General features: G+C 60.9%; 15 protein-coding genes. 5 read left to right on the top strand and 10 right to left on the bottom strand.

Annotated features, from left to right (window positions below):
- Positions 1–156: 156 nt before the first annotated feature.
- The 6 genes from ycaC to V8J63_RS21705 form a co-directional block, all read right to left on the bottom strand.
- Positions 157–780 (bottom strand): isochorismate family cysteine hydrolase YcaC, encoded by a 624-nt coding sequence (ycaC, locus tag V8J63_RS21730; protein ID WP_016774080.1) that lies wholly within the window; start codon positions 778–780, stop codon positions 157–159.
- Positions 781–848: 68 nt separating this feature from the next.
- Positions 849–2,687: an amidohydrolase gene (locus tag V8J63_RS21725; RefSeq protein WP_336464610.1), complete on the bottom strand. Its 1,839-nt coding sequence runs from the start codon at positions 2,685–2,687 to the stop codon at positions 849–851.
- A gap of 40 nt (positions 2,688–2,727) precedes the next feature.
- Entirely contained in the window at positions 2,728–3,354 is a 627-nt protein-coding gene (locus V8J63_RS21720; protein WP_110646470.1) for an antibiotic biosynthesis monooxygenase, read from the bottom strand.
- The gene (locus V8J63_RS21715; protein WP_024012430.1) at positions 3,347–3,760 is read right to left on the bottom strand and encodes a DoxX family protein; all 414 of its coding nucleotides are present in this window, start codon (positions 3,758–3,760) and stop codon (positions 3,347–3,349) included. The genes V8J63_RS21720 and V8J63_RS21715 overlap by 8 nt, the downstream gene beginning before the upstream one ends.
- A gap of 640 nt (positions 3,761–4,400) precedes the next feature.
- A complete protein-coding gene (locus tag V8J63_RS21710; protein ID WP_039762138.1) occupies positions 4,401–5,324 on the bottom strand; it encodes a LysR family transcriptional regulator in 924 nt (307 codons plus the stop codon).
- A 54-nt stretch (positions 5,325–5,378) separates the two neighbouring features.
- Positions 5,379–6,362 carry an MBL fold metallo-hydrolase gene (locus tag V8J63_RS21705; protein WP_130902644.1) on the bottom strand — a complete coding sequence of 328 codons (984 nt, stop codon included), beginning with the start codon at positions 6,360–6,362 and terminating at the stop codon, positions 5,379–5,381.
- Positions 6,363–6,598: 236 nt separating this feature from the next.
- Between V8J63_RS21705 and V8J63_RS21700 the strand changes: the two genes are divergently transcribed.
- Both V8J63_RS21700 and V8J63_RS21695 read left to right on the top strand, forming a co-directional pair.
- Entirely contained in the window at positions 6,599–7,030 is a 432-nt protein-coding gene (locus tag V8J63_RS21700; protein ID WP_130926675.1) for a helix-turn-helix domain-containing protein, read from the top strand.
- A gap of 134 nt (positions 7,031–7,164) precedes the next feature.
- Positions 7,165–10,089: an ATP-binding protein gene (locus V8J63_RS21695; protein WP_336464609.1), complete on the top strand. Its 2,925-nt coding sequence runs from the start codon at positions 7,165–7,167 to the stop codon at positions 10,087–10,089.
- Here V8J63_RS21695 and V8J63_RS21690 read toward each other — a convergent pair.
- Positions 10,054–11,526, bottom strand: coding sequence for an ATP-binding protein (locus V8J63_RS21690; RefSeq protein ID WP_336464608.1), 1,473 nt, complete (start codon positions 11,524–11,526; stop codon positions 10,054–10,056). The genes V8J63_RS21695 and V8J63_RS21690 overlap by 36 nt on opposite strands.
- Before the next feature lie 90 nt (positions 11,527–11,616).
- On the bottom strand, positions 11,617–12,567 hold the full coding sequence (locus V8J63_RS21685) for a GlxA family transcriptional regulator (protein WP_130886925.1): 951 nt from the start codon (positions 12,565–12,567) through the stop codon (positions 11,617–11,619).
- A 220-nt stretch (positions 12,568–12,787) separates the two neighbouring features.
- Here V8J63_RS21685 and V8J63_RS21680 point away from each other — a divergent pair, with 220 nt between their 5' ends.
- Positions 12,788–13,510 carry a pirin family protein gene (locus V8J63_RS21680; RefSeq protein ID WP_130886901.1) on the top strand — a complete coding sequence of 241 codons (723 nt, stop codon included), beginning with the start codon at positions 12,788–12,790 and terminating at the stop codon, positions 13,508–13,510.
- A 41-nt stretch (positions 13,511–13,551) separates the two neighbouring features.
- On the opposite strand, the gene V8J63_RS21675 is transcribed toward V8J63_RS21680, so the two are convergent.
- On the bottom strand, positions 13,552–14,058 hold the full coding sequence (locus V8J63_RS21675; protein ID WP_336464607.1) for a hypothetical protein: 507 nt from the start codon (positions 14,056–14,058) through the stop codon (positions 13,552–13,554).
- 180 nt (positions 14,059–14,238) lie between these two features.
- On the bottom strand, positions 14,239–15,114 hold the full coding sequence (locus V8J63_RS21670) for a LysR family transcriptional regulator (protein WP_125926671.1): 876 nt from the start codon (positions 15,112–15,114) through the stop codon (positions 14,239–14,241).
- 111 nt (positions 15,115–15,225) lie between these two features.
- Here V8J63_RS21670 and V8J63_RS21665 point away from each other — a divergent pair, with 111 nt between their 5' ends.
- Positions 15,226–16,425 carry a YbfB/YjiJ family MFS transporter gene (locus V8J63_RS21665; protein WP_016774068.1) on the top strand — a complete coding sequence of 400 codons (1,200 nt, stop codon included), beginning with the start codon at positions 15,226–15,228 and terminating at the stop codon, positions 16,423–16,425.
- A 61-nt stretch (positions 16,426–16,486) separates the two neighbouring features.
- Positions 16,487–16,864, top strand: a 378-nt coding sequence (locus V8J63_RS21660) for an alcohol dehydrogenase catalytic domain-containing protein (RefSeq protein ID WP_336464606.1), incomplete at its 3' end; no start/stop codon positions are given.

The raw sequence follows: 16,864 nt of genomic DNA, 5'->3' as shown, positions 1-16,864 counted from the left end.
AAGGGGGCGAGGGTGAAAGGGAGCCGATCTCCATGCGTTTCAAGAGCGGAGCTCGGCTCGGTATTGCAGGTCGATGCAACTCTAGCAAACAACGCTGTCAGTCCCCTCTCCCTCCGGGAGAGGGCTAGGGTGAGGGGCTTTTGACTTTCGACCAGATTACTTGGCAGTGAACTTGGTGTAGCTGTTGATCAGGTTGCGATAGTTGGGCAGACGCTCGGACAGCAGATGCGCCAGACCTTCCATGTCGTTGCGCCAGTCGCCCTGCAGCTCGCAGGCCACAGCGAACCAGTTCATCAGATGTGCACCGGCGGCGGACATCCGCGCCCACGCTGCTTGTTGCACGGTGGTGTTGAAGGTACCCGACGAGTCGGTGACGACGAACACTTCGAAGCCTTCAGCGATCGCCGACAGGGTCGGGAAAGCTACGCAAACGTCGGTCACGACACCGGCGATGATCAGTTGCTTGCGGCCGGTGGCCTTGATCGCTTTGACGAAGTCTTCGTTGTCCCAGGCGTTGATCTGGCCTGGACGCTGGATGAACGGCGCGTCAGGGAATTGCTCGAGCAGCTCGGGCACGATCGGGCCGTTTGGACCTGCGTCGAAGCTGGTGGTCAGAATGGTCGGCAGCTTGAAGAACTTGGCGATGTCGCCCAGTGCCAGCACGTTGTTCTTGAACTCGTTCGGCGAGAAATCCTGCACCAGCGAGATCAGACCGGTCTGGTGGTCGACCAGCAGGACGACGGCATCATCTTTGTTCAGACGCTTGTAAGGAACGCTCATGGCAAAACTCCTGGATGGATGGTTGTTGCGGGAAGCGCCGGCCCCGATGACCGGCGCTTTTTTCAAACTCAGAACGCGAAGCAGGAACAGCCGAATGCGCCCCAGAAACCGGCGAAATCGCTGACCGGCGCATTCGACATCCGCGCTTTTTCATGGCTGTGGGTGTGCACGGCGCACGGCCCGCTGCACTGGTGCACCTGCGCCTGCAGTGGCGAGTTCGGGCGCCAGTGGCCCGGTACTTTGACCACTGGCGACCAGTCCGGCAGCACCGGAATCGAACGCGGGCCGAGGTCTTCGAAGTCGCCGGCGGCGTAGACGATCTTGCCGCCGACCACGGTCATCACCGACTCGATCCACTTGATCGCTTCCTCTTCAACGTTGAAGAAGTCCGCGCTCAGTGCCGCCAGGTCTGCCAGTTGGCCGACGCGGATCTGGCCCTTCTTGCCCTGCTCCGAGGAGAACCAGGCGCTGCCATGGGTGAACAGCTCCAGTGCAGTGCTGCGTGGCAGACCTTCTTCGTAAAGCGCCAGACCGCCAACGGTACGGCCACTGACCATCCAGTACAGCGAGGTCCACGGGTTGTAGCTGGACACGCGCGTGGCGTCGGTGCCGGCGCCGACCGGCACGCCTTCGGCGAGCATGCGCTTGATCGGTGGCGTGGCTTCGGCAGCTTGTTTGCCGTAGCGATCGACGAAGTATTCACCCTGGAACGCCATGCGATCCTGAATCGCGATGCCGCCGCCCAGCGCTTTCACGCGCTCGATGTTTTGCGGAGTGATGGTTTCAGCGTGGTCGAAGAACCACGGCAGACCGTTGAACGGAATGTCGCGGTTGACCTTCTCGAACACATCGAGCATACGGCTGATCGATTCGTTGTACGTGGCGTGCAGACGGAACGGCCAGCGCTGCTCAACGAGGTGGCGCACCACCGGTTCCAGTTCCTGCTCCATGGTCTGCGGCAGGTCCGGGCGCGGTTCGAGGAAGTCTTCGAAGTCGGCGGCGGAGAACACCAGCATTTCGCCGGCGCCGTTGTGGCGCAGGTAGTCGTCGCCCTGATGCAACTTGACGCTGCCGGTCCAGTTCTGGAAATCGGTCAGCTCTTCTTTCGGCTTCTGAGTGAACAGGTTGTAGGCGATGCGTACGGTCAACTGGTCGTCTTTGGCCAGTTGTTCGATCACTTTGTAATCGTCCGGATAGTTCTGGAAACCACCGCCGGCGTCGATCGCACTGGTCAGGCCCAAGCGATTGAGTTCGCGCATGAACTGGCGGGTCGAGTTGACCTGATATTCCAGCGGCAGCTTCGGCCCTTTGGCCAGGGTCGAGTAGAGAATCATCGCGTTCGGCCGCGCGACCAGCATGCCGGTCGGGTTGCCGTTGCTGTCGCGCACGATCTCGCCGCCCGGCGGGTTCGGCGTGTCGCGGGTGTAACCGGCCACGCGCAGGGCGGCGCGGTTGAGCAGCGCACGGTCGTAGAGGTGCAGGATGAACACCGGAGTATCCGGCGCGGCCTGGTTGATTTCTTCCAGGGTCGGCATGCGTTTTTCGGCGAACTGGAATTCGTTCCAGCCACCGACCACGCGCACCCACTGCGGGGTCGGCGTGCGATCGGCCTGGTCCTTGAGCATACGCAGCGCGTCGGCGAGCGATGGCACACCTTCCCAGCGCAGTTCGAGGTTGTAGTTCAAACCGCCACGAATCAGATGCAGGTGCGAGTCGTTGAGGCCAGGGATGACGCAGCGGCCCTTCATGTCGACTACTTGTGTGGCGCTGCCCTTGAGGGCCATGGCCTCTGCATCGTTACCGACGGCAACGAAGCGGCCGTCCTTGATCGCCACCGCACTGGCCAGTGGTTTTTCCCGGTCTACGGTATGAAACTGGCCATTGAATAAAATCAGATCGGCGCTCATCGCAGTTCCTCAAGCGAAAGTGAAAAGAAGCAAACCCCGCTCAACGCGGCGAGGTTTCTTGGGAATCGAGGTGTTCATGGGCCTGGCTGGCTTCCAGCCACGGGGTGAACAAACGGGTAACCGGCGGCATCACCACGTAGACCACCGAGAGGACGATGGTCAGGGTGATCAGGAACGTGGCGACCACGTAGTTGGACAGAAGCGGATGCAGCGCCAGCAGCGGGCCCCAGATCAGCGGCACCAGCAGGGTGTGCGGCAGAATCACCAACAGCGTGACGACAGCCTGCTTCCAGCGCGGCGGTGGCGAGCCGGCTTCGGCCAGCGGTGTGAACCAGAATTCATTGACCGGCGCGACTTCGGTCTGATCGCCGTCGGCCAGCATCGGTGCGGCTTCAGCCACCAGCGCCTGACGCTCGGAGGATTCCAGCCAGCCCTGCATCGCTTCGGTGGAGCTGAAGCGCAATACGCACGTGTAGAAATCCAGACGCCCGCGCTTGCCGCGCACCACGTCCACACCCAAATGCCCTTCGCGCTGGCCGGCGACGCGCACGATGTTGCGCAGCCATGCTTCATACGCCGATTCGAAACCGGTTTTGACCGAGTGTTTGATGATCAACGTGACGGTCTCATCGGCCCCCGGTGCTTGTGAATTGAGGACTTCAGGCATAACGCAGCACTCCGGGCAAACGAACAGGAATCGCCAGCCGTCCGGGCCCGGCGATCAATACGGTGGTGAAAAGAATCAACAGCAACCAGCCAAACTGCCCTTCAGCCACACTCCATTGCGGATGCACGACCAGCAGCGCCACGAGCAGTACAAAGAGAATAGGCAAGCAGGCCAAACGCGCCAGCACACCGGCGACGATCAGCAACGGGCAGAGGACTTCGGCGAAAATCGCCAGGATCAGGGTCAGGTGGGCGCCGAGATGGAACGGGTCTTCGATCAGTTGCAACTGCGCGGTGAAGTCCAGCAACTTCGGTAAGCCGTGCACCCACAACAGAAACAACCCGCCGCTGACCCGCAGGAACAGCAACCCGATGTCGCGCGCCTGTTCATCCCTCGTAGCAATCATGACCCGACCCTTTGAATGTCATTGACGGGAATCATGCCAAGGCCGGCGCGGAAGAAATTGGATGGGTGTGCTTAGTTGCTTTTCAGGTCTTTGATGTTCTGCCGCCAGCCACAAAACAATGTGGGAGTGAGCCTGCTTGCGAAGGCGTCAGGTCAGTCATATATACGTTGATTGACACACCGCTTTCGCGAGCAGGCTCGCTCCCACAGGGATTGGTGGCGTGCATTCGATTTGCAGACCGCCACAAAAACAATGTGGGAGTGAGCCTGCTCGCGATTGCGTCAGGTCAGTCACATCCACACTAACTGACACACCGCTTTCGCGAGCAGGCTCGCTCCCACAGGGATTAGCAGCATGCGCTCAATTTGCAGACAGCCACAAAAACAAAGTGGGAGTGAGCCTGCTCGCGAAGGCGTCAGGTCAGTCACATATACGTTGCCTGGCACACCGCTTTCGCGAGCAAGCTCGCTCCCACACGGGGATTGGCAGCGTGCATTCAATTTGCAGACCGCCACAAAAACAAAGTGGGAGCGAGCCTGCTCGCGAAGGCGTCAGGCCAGTCACATCCACACTAACTGACACACCGCTTTCACGAGCAGGCTCGCTGCCACAGGAGAACTGCTTGTGTAATCGAGGGCGGTTAAAGCGCCGGAATATCCAGCGGCGCCGCCATGAACTGGCTAATGCGCGAGCGCAGCCATTTCTCTGCCGGGTCGTTGTCGTGCACCCCGCTCCACGCCATCGACAATTGCGCGGCATCGATCGGGAATGGCGGGTCTTCGGCACGCAGTGCGCAGCCTTCGACCAGGGCACAGGCGGCGTAATCCGGCACCGTGGCGATCATCTCGGTACCGGCGAGCAAGGCGCGCAAGCCGCTGAACTGCGGCACACCAAGAACCACCCGGCGGCAGCGGCCGATCTTGGCCAGATCCAGGTCGATATTGCCGCTCAGATCACCGGAGAACGACACCATCGCATGCGGACGCTCGCAATATTCGTCCAGCGTCAGCGGCCCCGGACGGTCGTCGCCGCGCAGCACTTTGCAGGGAATATCACGCAGCTTCTTGCGCTTGGCATTGGCCGGCAGATCCGTGGTGTAGCTGACACCCACGGAGATTTCTCCAGAGGCCAACAGCGCCGGCATCAACAGGTAGTTGGCGCGGCGTACCACCACGACAATCCCCGGCGCCTCCTGCTGAAGCTGGCGCAACAGCGGCGGAAACAGACCGAACTCGGCGTCGTCCGACAGTCCGATGCGAAACACATCGCAACTGCTCGCCGGTTCGAATTCCTTGGCGCGGCTGACTGCGCCGGAAATCACGTCCATCGCCGGTTGCAGCTCCTTGAGGATCGCCAGCGCCCGCGCCGTCGGTTCCATACCGCGACCGTTGCGCAGCAGCAACGGATCGTCGAACAGATCACGCAAGCGCCCCAGCGCAGCACTGACCGCCGGCTGGCCCATGAACAGTTTTTCCGCCACACGGGTCAGATTCTTTTCGAACATCAACGCTTCGAAAATCACCAGCAGGTTCATGTCGACGCGGCGCAGATCGTTACGGTTCATGGGCGTGGTTTCCTTATCGGTGTCAGACGCTTTATGCCACTGGCGCTGGGCACTTTACTCGATCAACGGCACTTTCGCCGCGCGTTTGTAAGGGCCGTACTCCACCGGCACCCACTGGAAATGCTTGCCCTCGGCGGCGATGTGGCCGATGCCCGGGAACGGCAGATGCGCTGCCGTCACCCAGGTCTTGCTCGCTGCCGCAGCACTGAACACTGCCTGCCGACTGGCGATCGCTTGCTGACTGTTGACGTCGAAACCGATCGAGACTTCCGGGTGCAAGAACTGCACCGCGAGGTTGTGCACCAGATCGCCCATGAACACGATGCTCTGCTGCTGCGAGGTGAAGCGGTACGTGGTGCTGCCCGGGGTGTGCCCGGCTTCGAGGGTTGCTTCGACCAGTCCCGGCAATGGCGACTGCCCGGCGGCAAACATCTTGAAGCGGCCAGCGGCAACGTAGGGCGCCGTCGAATCCTGGGCAATTTTGAAAAACTCTTTGGCTCCCGCCGGGGCCTTGGCCAGTGCTGCCGGATCAAGCCAGTAATCGGCCTCTGCCTTGGCCGCATAGACGGTGGCATTGGCGAACAGCGGCTTCTTCTCTGCATCGACCAGACCGCAGACGTGATCGAGGTGCAGGTGGGTCAGCAAAATTGTGTCGACCTGCTCAGGCTTGTAACCGGCGGCCTGCATGTTGGCCGAGAGTTGGCCTGCGGTGGCGCCGATGCACTGCCCTGCGCCGGTGTCGACCAGAATCAGTTGCGTGCCGGTGTTGACCAGAAAGGCATTGAACGCCGTCTGCACGCCCGGGGTTTCAATCGAACGGCGTGCGAGCAGCGCGCGAATCTGACTCTGGCTCATGCCCTGCAACAACTTCGGCGACAAATCGTTGTAACCGTCGAACAACGCGGTGACTTCGTAATCGCCCACCGCCAAGCGGAAATAACCCGGCGCCTGAGTGCCCACCTGCGGTGCCTGCGCCATCGCGCCGGACATTGCCAGCATGACCGCCAGGGCCGTTGCTGCTTTCACCAAGCCTTTCATTGCATTCCCCTTTGAACCTGGCCAACGGCGGCCGTGCTTTGTCGACATCGTCGCGCAAAGCACCGGGCGCTGACTTGCAAGGATGTGCTGAGTTCCAGCCTGAGCGAGGAAATTAACAACGATTAACTCGTCAGCCTCAAGCCCTCGCCCAACAATGAAGCCCTCTGCGCAGCGTTGCTTTTTTGACCTGAGGGAATGCGCCGACCGTGTATTCCCCACCGACACGGACCTTGGCCATGGCTTATCTACAGCAAACCGTCGCCCTCGCCCCTGCCTGCGAACCGCGGAAAAACACGACTGGCGGACTCAGTCCGCAGCGCGAACGCCAGATCAAACAGTTGATCCTCGATCGACTGGGCGAAAGCCTGGAAGTGGCTGAGCTGGCCCGGGCATGTGCACTGTCGCGCAGTCACTTCTCCCGTGCATTCAAATGCAGCACCGGCCTGTCGCCACAGGACTGGATCCGCGCCCAGCGCCTGGCCCGGGCCAAGTTGCTGATCCAGCACACCGACTTGAGCCTGACGCAAATCAGCCTCGAATGCGGCTTCTGCGATCAGGCGCACTTCTGCCACATGTTCACCCGCAGCGAGGGCATCAATCCCTTCGCCTGGCGCTGTCGAGTCATGGGCAAGCCGAAAAACAACGCAGCGCAGCCTGCGGTGTTTTGACTGCTGCCGTTACGCCACCCGTTGCACTGATGCTCAAACCTGAGGATTATGCCCGGACACCCCGGATCAGACGGCCTGCGCATGCGCCAGGGACTGATTCGCCCTGTCCGCCGCATCACCGCAGGAGCGCGCTGTTGAGTTTCTCCCCGAATCAGGCCATTGCGTTTGGCCCCTATCGGATTCATCCCGGGCAACGACTGCTAATTGAAGGCCAACAGCCTCTGCGCCTGGGACGGCGGGCGATGGATATCCTCCTGATTTTGCTGGCCCACGCCGGTGAAGTGGTGAGCAAACAGCAATTGATGGCCGGCGTCTGGCCAGACAGCGTCGTCGAAGACATCAATCTGCGCGTGCACATGGCGGCCCTGCGCAAAGCGCTGGGCGACGGACAGAACGGTCAGCGCTACATAGTCACCGTGGCGCAGCGCGGCTACAGTTTTGTCGCACCGATCGTGCTCGACAGCATCGAACAAAAACCGGCGATGCCCGTCGCCAGACACAACCTGCCGCTGCGCCGTACGCGAATGATTGGGCGCCAGCCCGTGATCGATCACCTGATCGCGCAACTGCCGCGCCGACGCTGCATCACTCTGGTCGGTCCCGGCGGCATCGGCAAGACCACCGTCGCCCTGCGCGTCGCCGAACAATTGCTCGACCAGTATCGCGACGGCATCCGCCTGGTGGACTTGGCGCCCATCGCCGATCCCGCGCTGATCGGCTCGCATCTGGCGACGCTACTTGATCTGTCCGCGCCAGAAGGCGATGCGCAGGCTAGTCTGGTCGACGGCCTGCGAGAACGGCAAATGTTGTTGGTGATCGACAACTGCGAGCACTTGATCGATGCGGTCGCGTCGCTCAGCGAGCAGATTCTGCGGGGAGCGCCAAAGGTGCATATCCTCGCCACCAGCCGCGAGAGCCTGCGCGCGGAGGGCGAATTCGTGCAGCGTCTGGAATCGCTCGAATGCCCGTCCATGTCGACGCCGATGGAGCCGGCTCAGGCGCTGGGCTTTGCTGCGCTACAACTGTTTGTCGAGCGCGCCACCGCGGCGCGGGAAAGCTTTCAACTGAGTCGCGCCGAGCTACCGCAGGCGATCGAAATCTGCCAGCGCCTGGACGGCATTCCGCTGGCGCTGGAACTGGCCGCCGCACAGGTCAGCGAATTGGGCATGGACGGATTGCTCAAGCAATTGCGCGAGGGTTTGCCGCCATTGTCGGCTGGACACCCCAGCAGCGCCGAGCGCCACCTGACCCTGCGCGCAACGATGGACTGGAGCTTCAACCTGCTCAACGCCTGCGAACAAACCTGTCTGCGGCGACTGGGGATTTTCCGCGGCAGCTTCACCCTCGCCTCGGCGGCAGCGGTGGTCATCGGCCAACAGATTGATCCCGGCGCGGTGTTCACCGCAGTCACGCAATTGGTGGCCAAATCCCTGCTGAGCGTCGAAGTGGGCGACGAAGATGTTTTCTACCGGTTGCTCGACACCACGCGCCACTACGCACTGGAAAAACTCGAACAGGCCACCGAGCTCAGCGCAACCCGCCAACGCCACGCCGAGCGCTGCCTGACACTGATGCAGCAGGCGCAGGCGGATTGGGACAATACTCCGACTGTATTGTGGATGGAGCGCTATGCCAGGGGGCTGGAGGATTTGCGCGCGGCGCTGGACTGGAGCCTCGACGGGCCGGGCCCGGATGAGCTGGGCGTGCAACTGGCAGCCGCGTCGGCACCGTTGTGGCAGGAGCTGTCGTTGCTGCGCGATTACAGCCGCTATGTGCGCCGGGCACTGAGTTTGCTGGAGGCTTCGCCAGCAGACTCGCTGCTACCGCCCTGCCCTCGCCTGCAAATCGCCTTGAAACTGGCGCTCGGTAGCGCCAGCTATCACACCTGGGGCGGCACGCCACAAACCATTCAGGCCTTCGTCGACGCCTGCCAATTGGCCGAGGAACACGGCGATCTGGCCGGGCAACTGCGTGCGATATCGGGGCATATGGCGGTCAATCTGAGTTGCGGGCATTACCGCATGGCGCTGGCGCAGAGTGAGCAATTTGATCGCATCGGTGTGCACGGCGAGCCATTGCTGTCGCTAAGCACGCATCGCTTGCGCGTGCTGGCCCTGCATTATGCCGGCGACCAACCGCAGGCCCGCGTACATGCCGAGCAGGTGCTGCAACGCATGGCCCACAGCGGCCATCTCAATCGTTTCACCCATGGCTTTGGCGTGCAGTACGACCAGAGCGTCGCTTCGCTGACGGTACTGGCCCGCGTGCTATGGCTGCAGGGTCTGCCAGAACAGGCATGGCGCGCGGCACGGCAGGCGCTGGATATTGCCGTGCAGATCGACCATGGCACATCGATCTGCTACACGCTGGCGCTGGCCAGTTGTCTGATCGCCCATTACAACGGCGACGCCGCCAACGCCCGCGCGCTCCTGCAATTGTTGCTGGAGCAGTCGCAGAAGCATTCGGTACTGCTGTTCAATAATTGGGCGCGGCACTACGCGCAGGTGATCGATCCGGATAATGCCGCGCCGGTATCGACGCAGAGCAGCGGTTTGATCCGGGAAGTGATGGTTACGCTGGATGAGCGTTTTGTCGATGATGCACTGGTGGAGCGCGCGCGCACCGGGGATGCGGGTTGGAGTGCAGCGGAGATACTGCGGGCACGGGCGGTGGCATTAGTGAAGGGTTCGGAGTGGCCCCTTCGCGAGCAGGCTCGCTCCCACAAGGGGTCGGTGTCGGGCGCAAATTCCGAGTTGTGCGCTGTTTCCTGTGGGAGCGAGCCTGCTCGCGAATCGGCCCGCTCAGACACCGCTGAAACTCGAGAAACCGAACAAATCCTGCAACAAGCGCTGACCATCGCCAGAAGCCAAGGCGCGTTGGCCTGGGAGCTGCGCAGCGCCACGGACCTTGCGCAGTTATGGCAACGCCAGTCCCGCCATCGCGAAGCTTTGGATTTGCTCAGCCCCCTCTACCAGCGCTTCACCGAAGGCTACGCCACACCGGACTTGCGCAAGGTCTGCCTGCTACTCGACAGCCTGCGCGAGCAGTGTCCGGCGTGACGCATTGCGCGTGTGGCTGAAATAGCGCGCATGACGCTGTTGCAGTTCGAGCCTGTCGTCGCTGCGCTCAAAGCGATCACGAGCATAGCGGCGCACGGTGTTGAGCATCCAATAGCGCGCCGTTGCCCGGTTGGGTTCTTGAATGAGCAATGACTTGCGCGCCAACCCTTCGATAATTGCGCTCAACCTGGATCCCGCCAGATCCACGCTGCTGATCACGCTAAGTGCAGCCTCCAGAGTAAAGCCCGTGCTGAACACCGACAGACGCAGCAGCACCCGCTGTTCCATTTCCGTCAGGTACTGAAAGCTCCAATCGATCGCAGCGGCCATTGACTGATGGCGCGGCTCCGCGGTGCGCCGTCCTTGGCCAAGCAACTGCAGACCGTTTTCAACCTGTGCCTGTAAGCCGATCAAGCCCAGCGCGTCGATCTGCGCAGCGGCGAGCTCGATCGCCAGCGGCAGACCGTCCAGTTGGCGGCAGATTTCGCGCACACCCGGCAAATCCTGTTGGCGCAAACTGAAGCCCTGCTGCCGCGCTCGCGCGCGATTGACGAATAACTGCACCGCCGGATAGCCCATGGCTTCCTCGACGGAGTTCAATGTCGAACGCTTGGGAATCGCCAGCAGCGGCACGTAATGAACGGCTTCCTGTGAAATGTGCAAGGCTTCGCGGCCGGTGACCAGAATCGACACGCGAGGCGCGGCATGCAACAGGGTCTCTACCAGAGTCGCGCAACTGTCGCGCCGGTGATCGCAGTTATCCAGCACCAACAAGGCGTGCCGACCGGACAGTGTGAAAAAGTCTGTATTCAGGGCGTGCAACAGGTGGTCGAGCAAGGGTTTGTCATCTTCGAGCATGGCAAGGTCGACCCACCAGGCGCCATCACGAAAGTATTGCAGCAGCAACTCCGCCACGCGCAGTGCCACAGTGGTTTTGCCAACACCCGGCGCACCGGTAATGGTCATCAAGCGGCACACCGGCATTTGTCGAACCAGACTACCGATCAGGGCGTCGCGCCCACTGACTGGCGTCAGTCGTGCCGGAAGATTGTGCAGTGGCGTGAGGGCGGCAGCGGGCATGTGCAGCGCATCACTTGTGCCCTGCTCCACCGGGGCGACAAAGCTGTAGCCGCACTGCGCCACGTGAATGATGTAACGCTGGCCGTTGGTGCCGTCGCCCAGTGCGCGGCGCAACGCCGCGATGTGCACCCGCAGGTTGATCTCTTCAACGATCGATGTCGGCCACACACGAGCAATCAACTGCTCTTTGCTGACTACCTCGCCCGCGTGTTCGAGCAGCACCTGAAGAATGTCCATGGCGCGCCCACCCATGCGCAGCGGCTGCTCGCCTTCAAGAACCAGACGCTGGCGCACATGAAAGGCGTAGGGGCCAAAACGCAGCACCGAACCTTGGCTTGTGTCGTTGTGATTATTCATGCCAAACATCTTGGCACTGTTGCGTGACGATACAACCGCCGGAGCCGACGCAGCACGGACATCCGGCTGCGTCTGACGGACAGAACCGCTCTAGCTGAACTGTTCGCGGTATTGTAACGGCGTAAGACCGAGCTTTTCGGCGAATAGCGAGCGCATGTGCCGGACACTGCCGAAACCACTTTTGTAGGCGATGGTTTTCAGCGGCAGATCGCTGGTTTCCAACAGGTTTCGCGCGCAGTCAATGCGGGCATTCTGCAGAAACTCCATGGGAGTCATGTTGACGTCACGGGCGAACAGGCGAGCAAAGTGCCGTGCGCTCATATTGGCCAATCCGGCCATGCGCTCGACTGTGAAGGGCTCATCCAAGTGTTCAAGTACGTAATTCTGCGCGCGGGTGATGGGCGTTTGTTGCGGTGAGACGGCCGCCATCAATGGGCTGAACTGGGCTTGCCCACCCTGACGCTTCATCACCACCAACAAAACCTTGGCGACGTCCTGGGCGATTTTCTTGCCGTGATCCCTGGCCACCACCGCCAGTGCCAGATCGATGCCAGCGGTCACGCCGCCCGAAGTGATGAGATTGCGATCCTCAACGTAGATCTGGTCGGTGGTCACCGTGGTTTTCGGGAAAGCCTTGATCAGGCGCTCGGTGTAGTTCCAGTGCGTGGTGACGCGATAACCGTCAAGCAGGCAGGCATGGCCGAGGATGAATGCGCCAGTGCAAATCGAACCGTAACGCTCCGCGCGCGGCACGGCTTTTTTCAACCAGCCAAACAGCTCGGGAAATCTCTGGTTATAGGCGCCGGGGCCGCCGGGCACCAATAACAGGTCATAGCGCTCGGCCGCCTCGTCGATGTGCAGATCAGCCTGAACCTGTACACCATTGGAAGCCTTGAGCAAGCCGCGCTCCGTCCCTAGTGTCGTCAGTTGATAGTGCAAATCAGGTTTCAGATAACGGTTGGCGACTGAAAACACTTCCAGCGGCCCGGCCATGTCGAGCATCAGAAAGTCGGGGAACAGCACCATTGCCACGGTTTTCATGGTAGGCATCACACATATTCAAGGGTCAATACGCACGCTACAGCCGGGGCATTATGGCCAACTGAGTCGTGATGAGCGTAATCGAATACGTGAACCATAACGCAAAACTGTCAACCTGAGCCGGACAGTCTTTCAATTTCGATCTACTTATTGCCTCCCAAGGTAACCAGTAACCTTCTCCTCACTCGGACGAATTCACGTCCAGCCAGGAGATTTCATCATGCTGACTCTTCGCAAAGCCTCCGATCGCGGCCTCGCCAATCACGGCTGGTTGAAGTCGTTTCACACCTTTTCTTTCGCCAGCTACCGCAACCCGCGTGAACAGGGTTTCTCCGATCTGCTGGTGATCAACGATGACCGGGTCGCAGCCGGCAAAGGTTTTGGCCAGCACCCGCACCGCGACATGGAGATCTTTTCCTATGTGCTCGAAGGCGCGCTGGAACACAAGGACACCCTCGGCACTGGCTCGGTGATCCGCCCCGGTGATGTGCAATTGATGAGTGCCGGCAGCGGCGTGGCGCACAGTGAGTTCAACCACTCGGCCACCAAGCCCGTGCACTTTCTGCAAATCTGGATCGTGCCGGATGTCAGTGGCGCCAAGCCGCGCTATCAACAGGAACACTTCAGCGCGCAGAAAAAACGCGGTCGTCTGCAACTGATCATCTCGCCGGACGGTAGCAACGGTTCTCTGAAAGTCCGTCAGGATGCGCGGGTCTACGCCGGGTTATTCGACGGCAAGGAAAGTGCCACGCTGAAATTGCCGGCCAGTCGTTACGCCTACGTGCACGTTGCGCGTGGCAGTGTCGAACTCAATGGCCAAGCCTTGCAGGAAGGCGACGGCGTGCGGGTTCGTGAAGAACAGCTGCTCACTTTGAGCAACGGTATCGATGCCGAAGTGCTGGTGTTCGACTTGCGCCCTCACGAGTTGCCGGAAATGCCATGATCTGGCGCGATGCAGAACGGCCTTCCAATGAAGGCCGTTTTTTATTGCGGCGGCACTGTTGAGGGCTGTACGACAGGTTTGGGTGACGATACCTCTTTGCCAATCTGAATCGCTGCCAGCGTGGTCTGTATGGTGGTCAACACCGCCGCCTGATTGGCGAAATGTGCGCCAACCAGCAAGGAAGCCACGCCGAGGAAATGCACAGTGGTGGCAGCCCAGTAATTGGCCTTGACCGTCGATGCCTGTCTGATCGCTTCCCGCGATTCGTCGGCAATTTTCTGCACGCCCATCCACATCAGGTCATAACGCTTGTCCCGTTCCTGCAGTGCCTTGTCCCGTTCAAGATAGACCTTGTCCCGCTCTGCCTGAGCAGCCAGGAACCCGCGAATGTCGGCGCGCATTTCTGCCACGCGGCCATCCATCCTCGTCTCGATGGTCTCTATCCTGGCATCGAATTCTTCGCGACTTATGCTGCTCATGGTTTGCCTGTCCCGCCCCGCGTCCGATCTGTCCGTGACTGCATATTGATTCACTTCCCTGTTTTTCAATTCGACACCTTTCTGCGGCTACGCGGCCTTCCCTGGCTCTCCGTTTTGATGCGTAACTGAGGTTCGCATCGAGCTGCGGTCACAATAGAACTCATCACTGCCTACAACAAGCCGGCCCATTCTGCCTCGGACGTAGGCTGTTTCGTCAGACGTTGTAGCCTCGACAAAGGCCTGAACTCACTATTGGTTTTCCGGCGCAAACGCCTCCACGATCTGCTCGATCACGGCCCGTACCCGCGCGGTGTGGCGCAAGTCGGCGTGGGTGACCAGCCAGACTTCATACGGCTGCGGCCGGGTCCGCTCCGGCCAGAGTCTGACCAGGCCGTCGCGTTCGCCCATGTAAACAGGTATCTCGCCTACCCCGAGGCCGGCGGCAATAGAGCGGCGCACCAGAAGGCTGGAGCTGAGCGTGGTGACGATGCGTCCGCGGGTCAACGGTTCAGAGACCAGCGTGAGGTCTTTTTTGCTCTGTAAGTACGGCTGATAGACCACCAGATCATGGCCCTCGAAAGCGCTGCCGGGCTGTGGTTCTCCATGGCGATCGACATAGGCCTTTGCTGCGAAAAGTCCTACAGGCCAACGGGCGATCCGTCGAGCGATGAGATCGGGGTTATCCGGCCGGGTATTGCGCACCGCGATATCGGCCTCGCGCTTGGCCAGACTGAGGATTTGCGTCGACGCATCCAGCTGGATCTGCACATCTGGATGTTGATCATGCAGGCGCGCCATCGCCGGGATGATGAAGTCAATGGCCATCGAGTCGGTGGTGCTGACCCGTACGTTACCGGTCAGACGATCATCCAGCCCATGGATGTGCCGCTCCAGTTCCAGCGCCGAATGCTCCATCTTTTCCACACTTTTACGTGCCGCTTCACCAACGGCGGTCAGCGCATAACCGTCGGAGGTACGCAGGAACAGCGTCGCGCTCAATGCCTTCTCCAGCGCAGTAATGCGCCGTCCGACCGTGGCCTGATCGACGCCGAGTACACGCGCAGCCCCTCTCAATGTCGACTCGCGACAGACCGCCAGAAACACCCGCGCATCATCCCAATTCATATGCATCCTCTTTGAAGCATTTTTGCATCATCGTGCCGCTTAATCGCTGCATATACGCAGCAACGATAGCCGATAAGCTGAGCGCCATACACCTCTCGTGAGATCGCGATCATGCGTACTGCAAACTCTACCGGCATCTGGCTGCCGATCTTCGCCGGACTTTGCGCCAGTCTGGTCAGCATTGGTCTGGCGCGTTTCGCTTACACGCCATTGATCCCTTCGCTGATTCAGGCGCAGTGGTTTTCGGCCAATGATGTCGTCTACCTCGGCGCGGCCAATCTGGTCGGCTACTTGATCGGCGCCCTGCTCGGTCGGCCCATGGCTCACCGAACAGGCAACCGCAACGCCTTGCGCCTGATGATGCTGGCGGTCACGGCGGCATTTTTTGCCTGTGCTTATCCGCTGTCGGTGAGCTGGTTCTTCGGCTGGCGTTTGCTGTCCGGGATTGCTGGTGGCGCGATCATGGTGCTGGTGGCGGCAACCGTGCTGCCTCACGTTCCGGCTGCTCGCAGAGGCTTGGCCAGTGGCGCAATCTTCCTTGGCATCGGCCTGGGGATTGCCGGCTCCGGCACCATCGTGCCGCCACTGCTGACTCTTGGCTTGCAGGCAACATGGCTGGGACTGGGCGCGCTGGCGTTGTTGCTGACCGCGGTGAGCTGGTTCGGCTGGCCTGCGGATACCACGCATGCCGTGGCTGCGCACGCAACGTCGGCTGATGAGCCAACACCGCCAGGCGTTTACCTGTTATTCGCTCAATACGCGTTCATGGCCGCCGGGCTGGTGCCTGCAATGGTGTTTCTGGTGGATTACGTAGCGCGTGGATTGGGTGCCGGGGCACATATCGGCGCAATGGTCTGGGTCATGTATGGCCTGGGGGCGATTGTCGGGCCGGTGACTTACGGGTTTCTGGCTGACCAGCTTGGCGCCCGTACTGGTATTCGACTGGTGTTGGTAGTGCAAGCCATCGCCCTCGGTTTGCTGGCCGTCTCCCATTCATTTCTGGCGCTGGCTTTACTGGCGGTGATTCTCGGCTCGTTCCCGCCGGGCATCGTGCCGCTGGCCCTGGCCCGGGTGCATGAACTGGTGCCGTCGCATCACCGTCAGCAGATCGCCTGGAGCCGTGCCACTGTGTCATTCGCAACCTTTCAGGCGCTGGCCGGGTTTGCCTATTCGGCATTGTTCAATGCCTCGGGCGGCCAGCACACGCTGCTGTTTGTGATCGCCGCTGGCGCAATCGTCGTCGCTCTACTGCTGGAGCAAGCCATGCGCTGGCTGCCCTCTACAACTGAACCCCGTTGCGCGGCGAACTGAAGGGAATCATTGCGCGCTGCCAGCGTTCCCATCTACACGACCTTTTTCACAGGAATCGACAATGTCACTGCCCAACGAAATGACCCGTATTGAAATCACCGAACCCGGCGGCCCTGAAGTATTGCAAGCCAGGCGCGTGCCTCTGCCGACCGTTGCCGAAGGCCAAGTGCTTATCCGCGTTCACGCTGCCGGCATCAATCGTCCGGATGCCTTGCAGCGCGCCGGCAAATATCCGATGAAACCCGGGATGGACCCGATTCCCGGCCTGGAAGTGGCTGGCGAAGTGGTTGCACTGGGTCCCGGAGTTACGCGGTTCGCTGTGGGCGATCGTGTGTGCGCACTGACCAATGGCGGCGGATACGCCGAGTATTGCGCGGTACCCGCCGGCCAGACTTTGCCTGTGCCGGATGGAGTCGATTGGGTCCAGGCCGCCGCGATT

The organism is Pseudomonas sp. CCNWLW23 (genome assembly GCF_037095675.1).
GTDB lineage: Bacteria > Pseudomonadota > Gammaproteobacteria > Pseudomonadales > Pseudomonadaceae > Aquipseudomonas > Aquipseudomonas atacamensis.
This window is presented reverse-complemented; position numbering and strand designations above follow the sequence as displayed.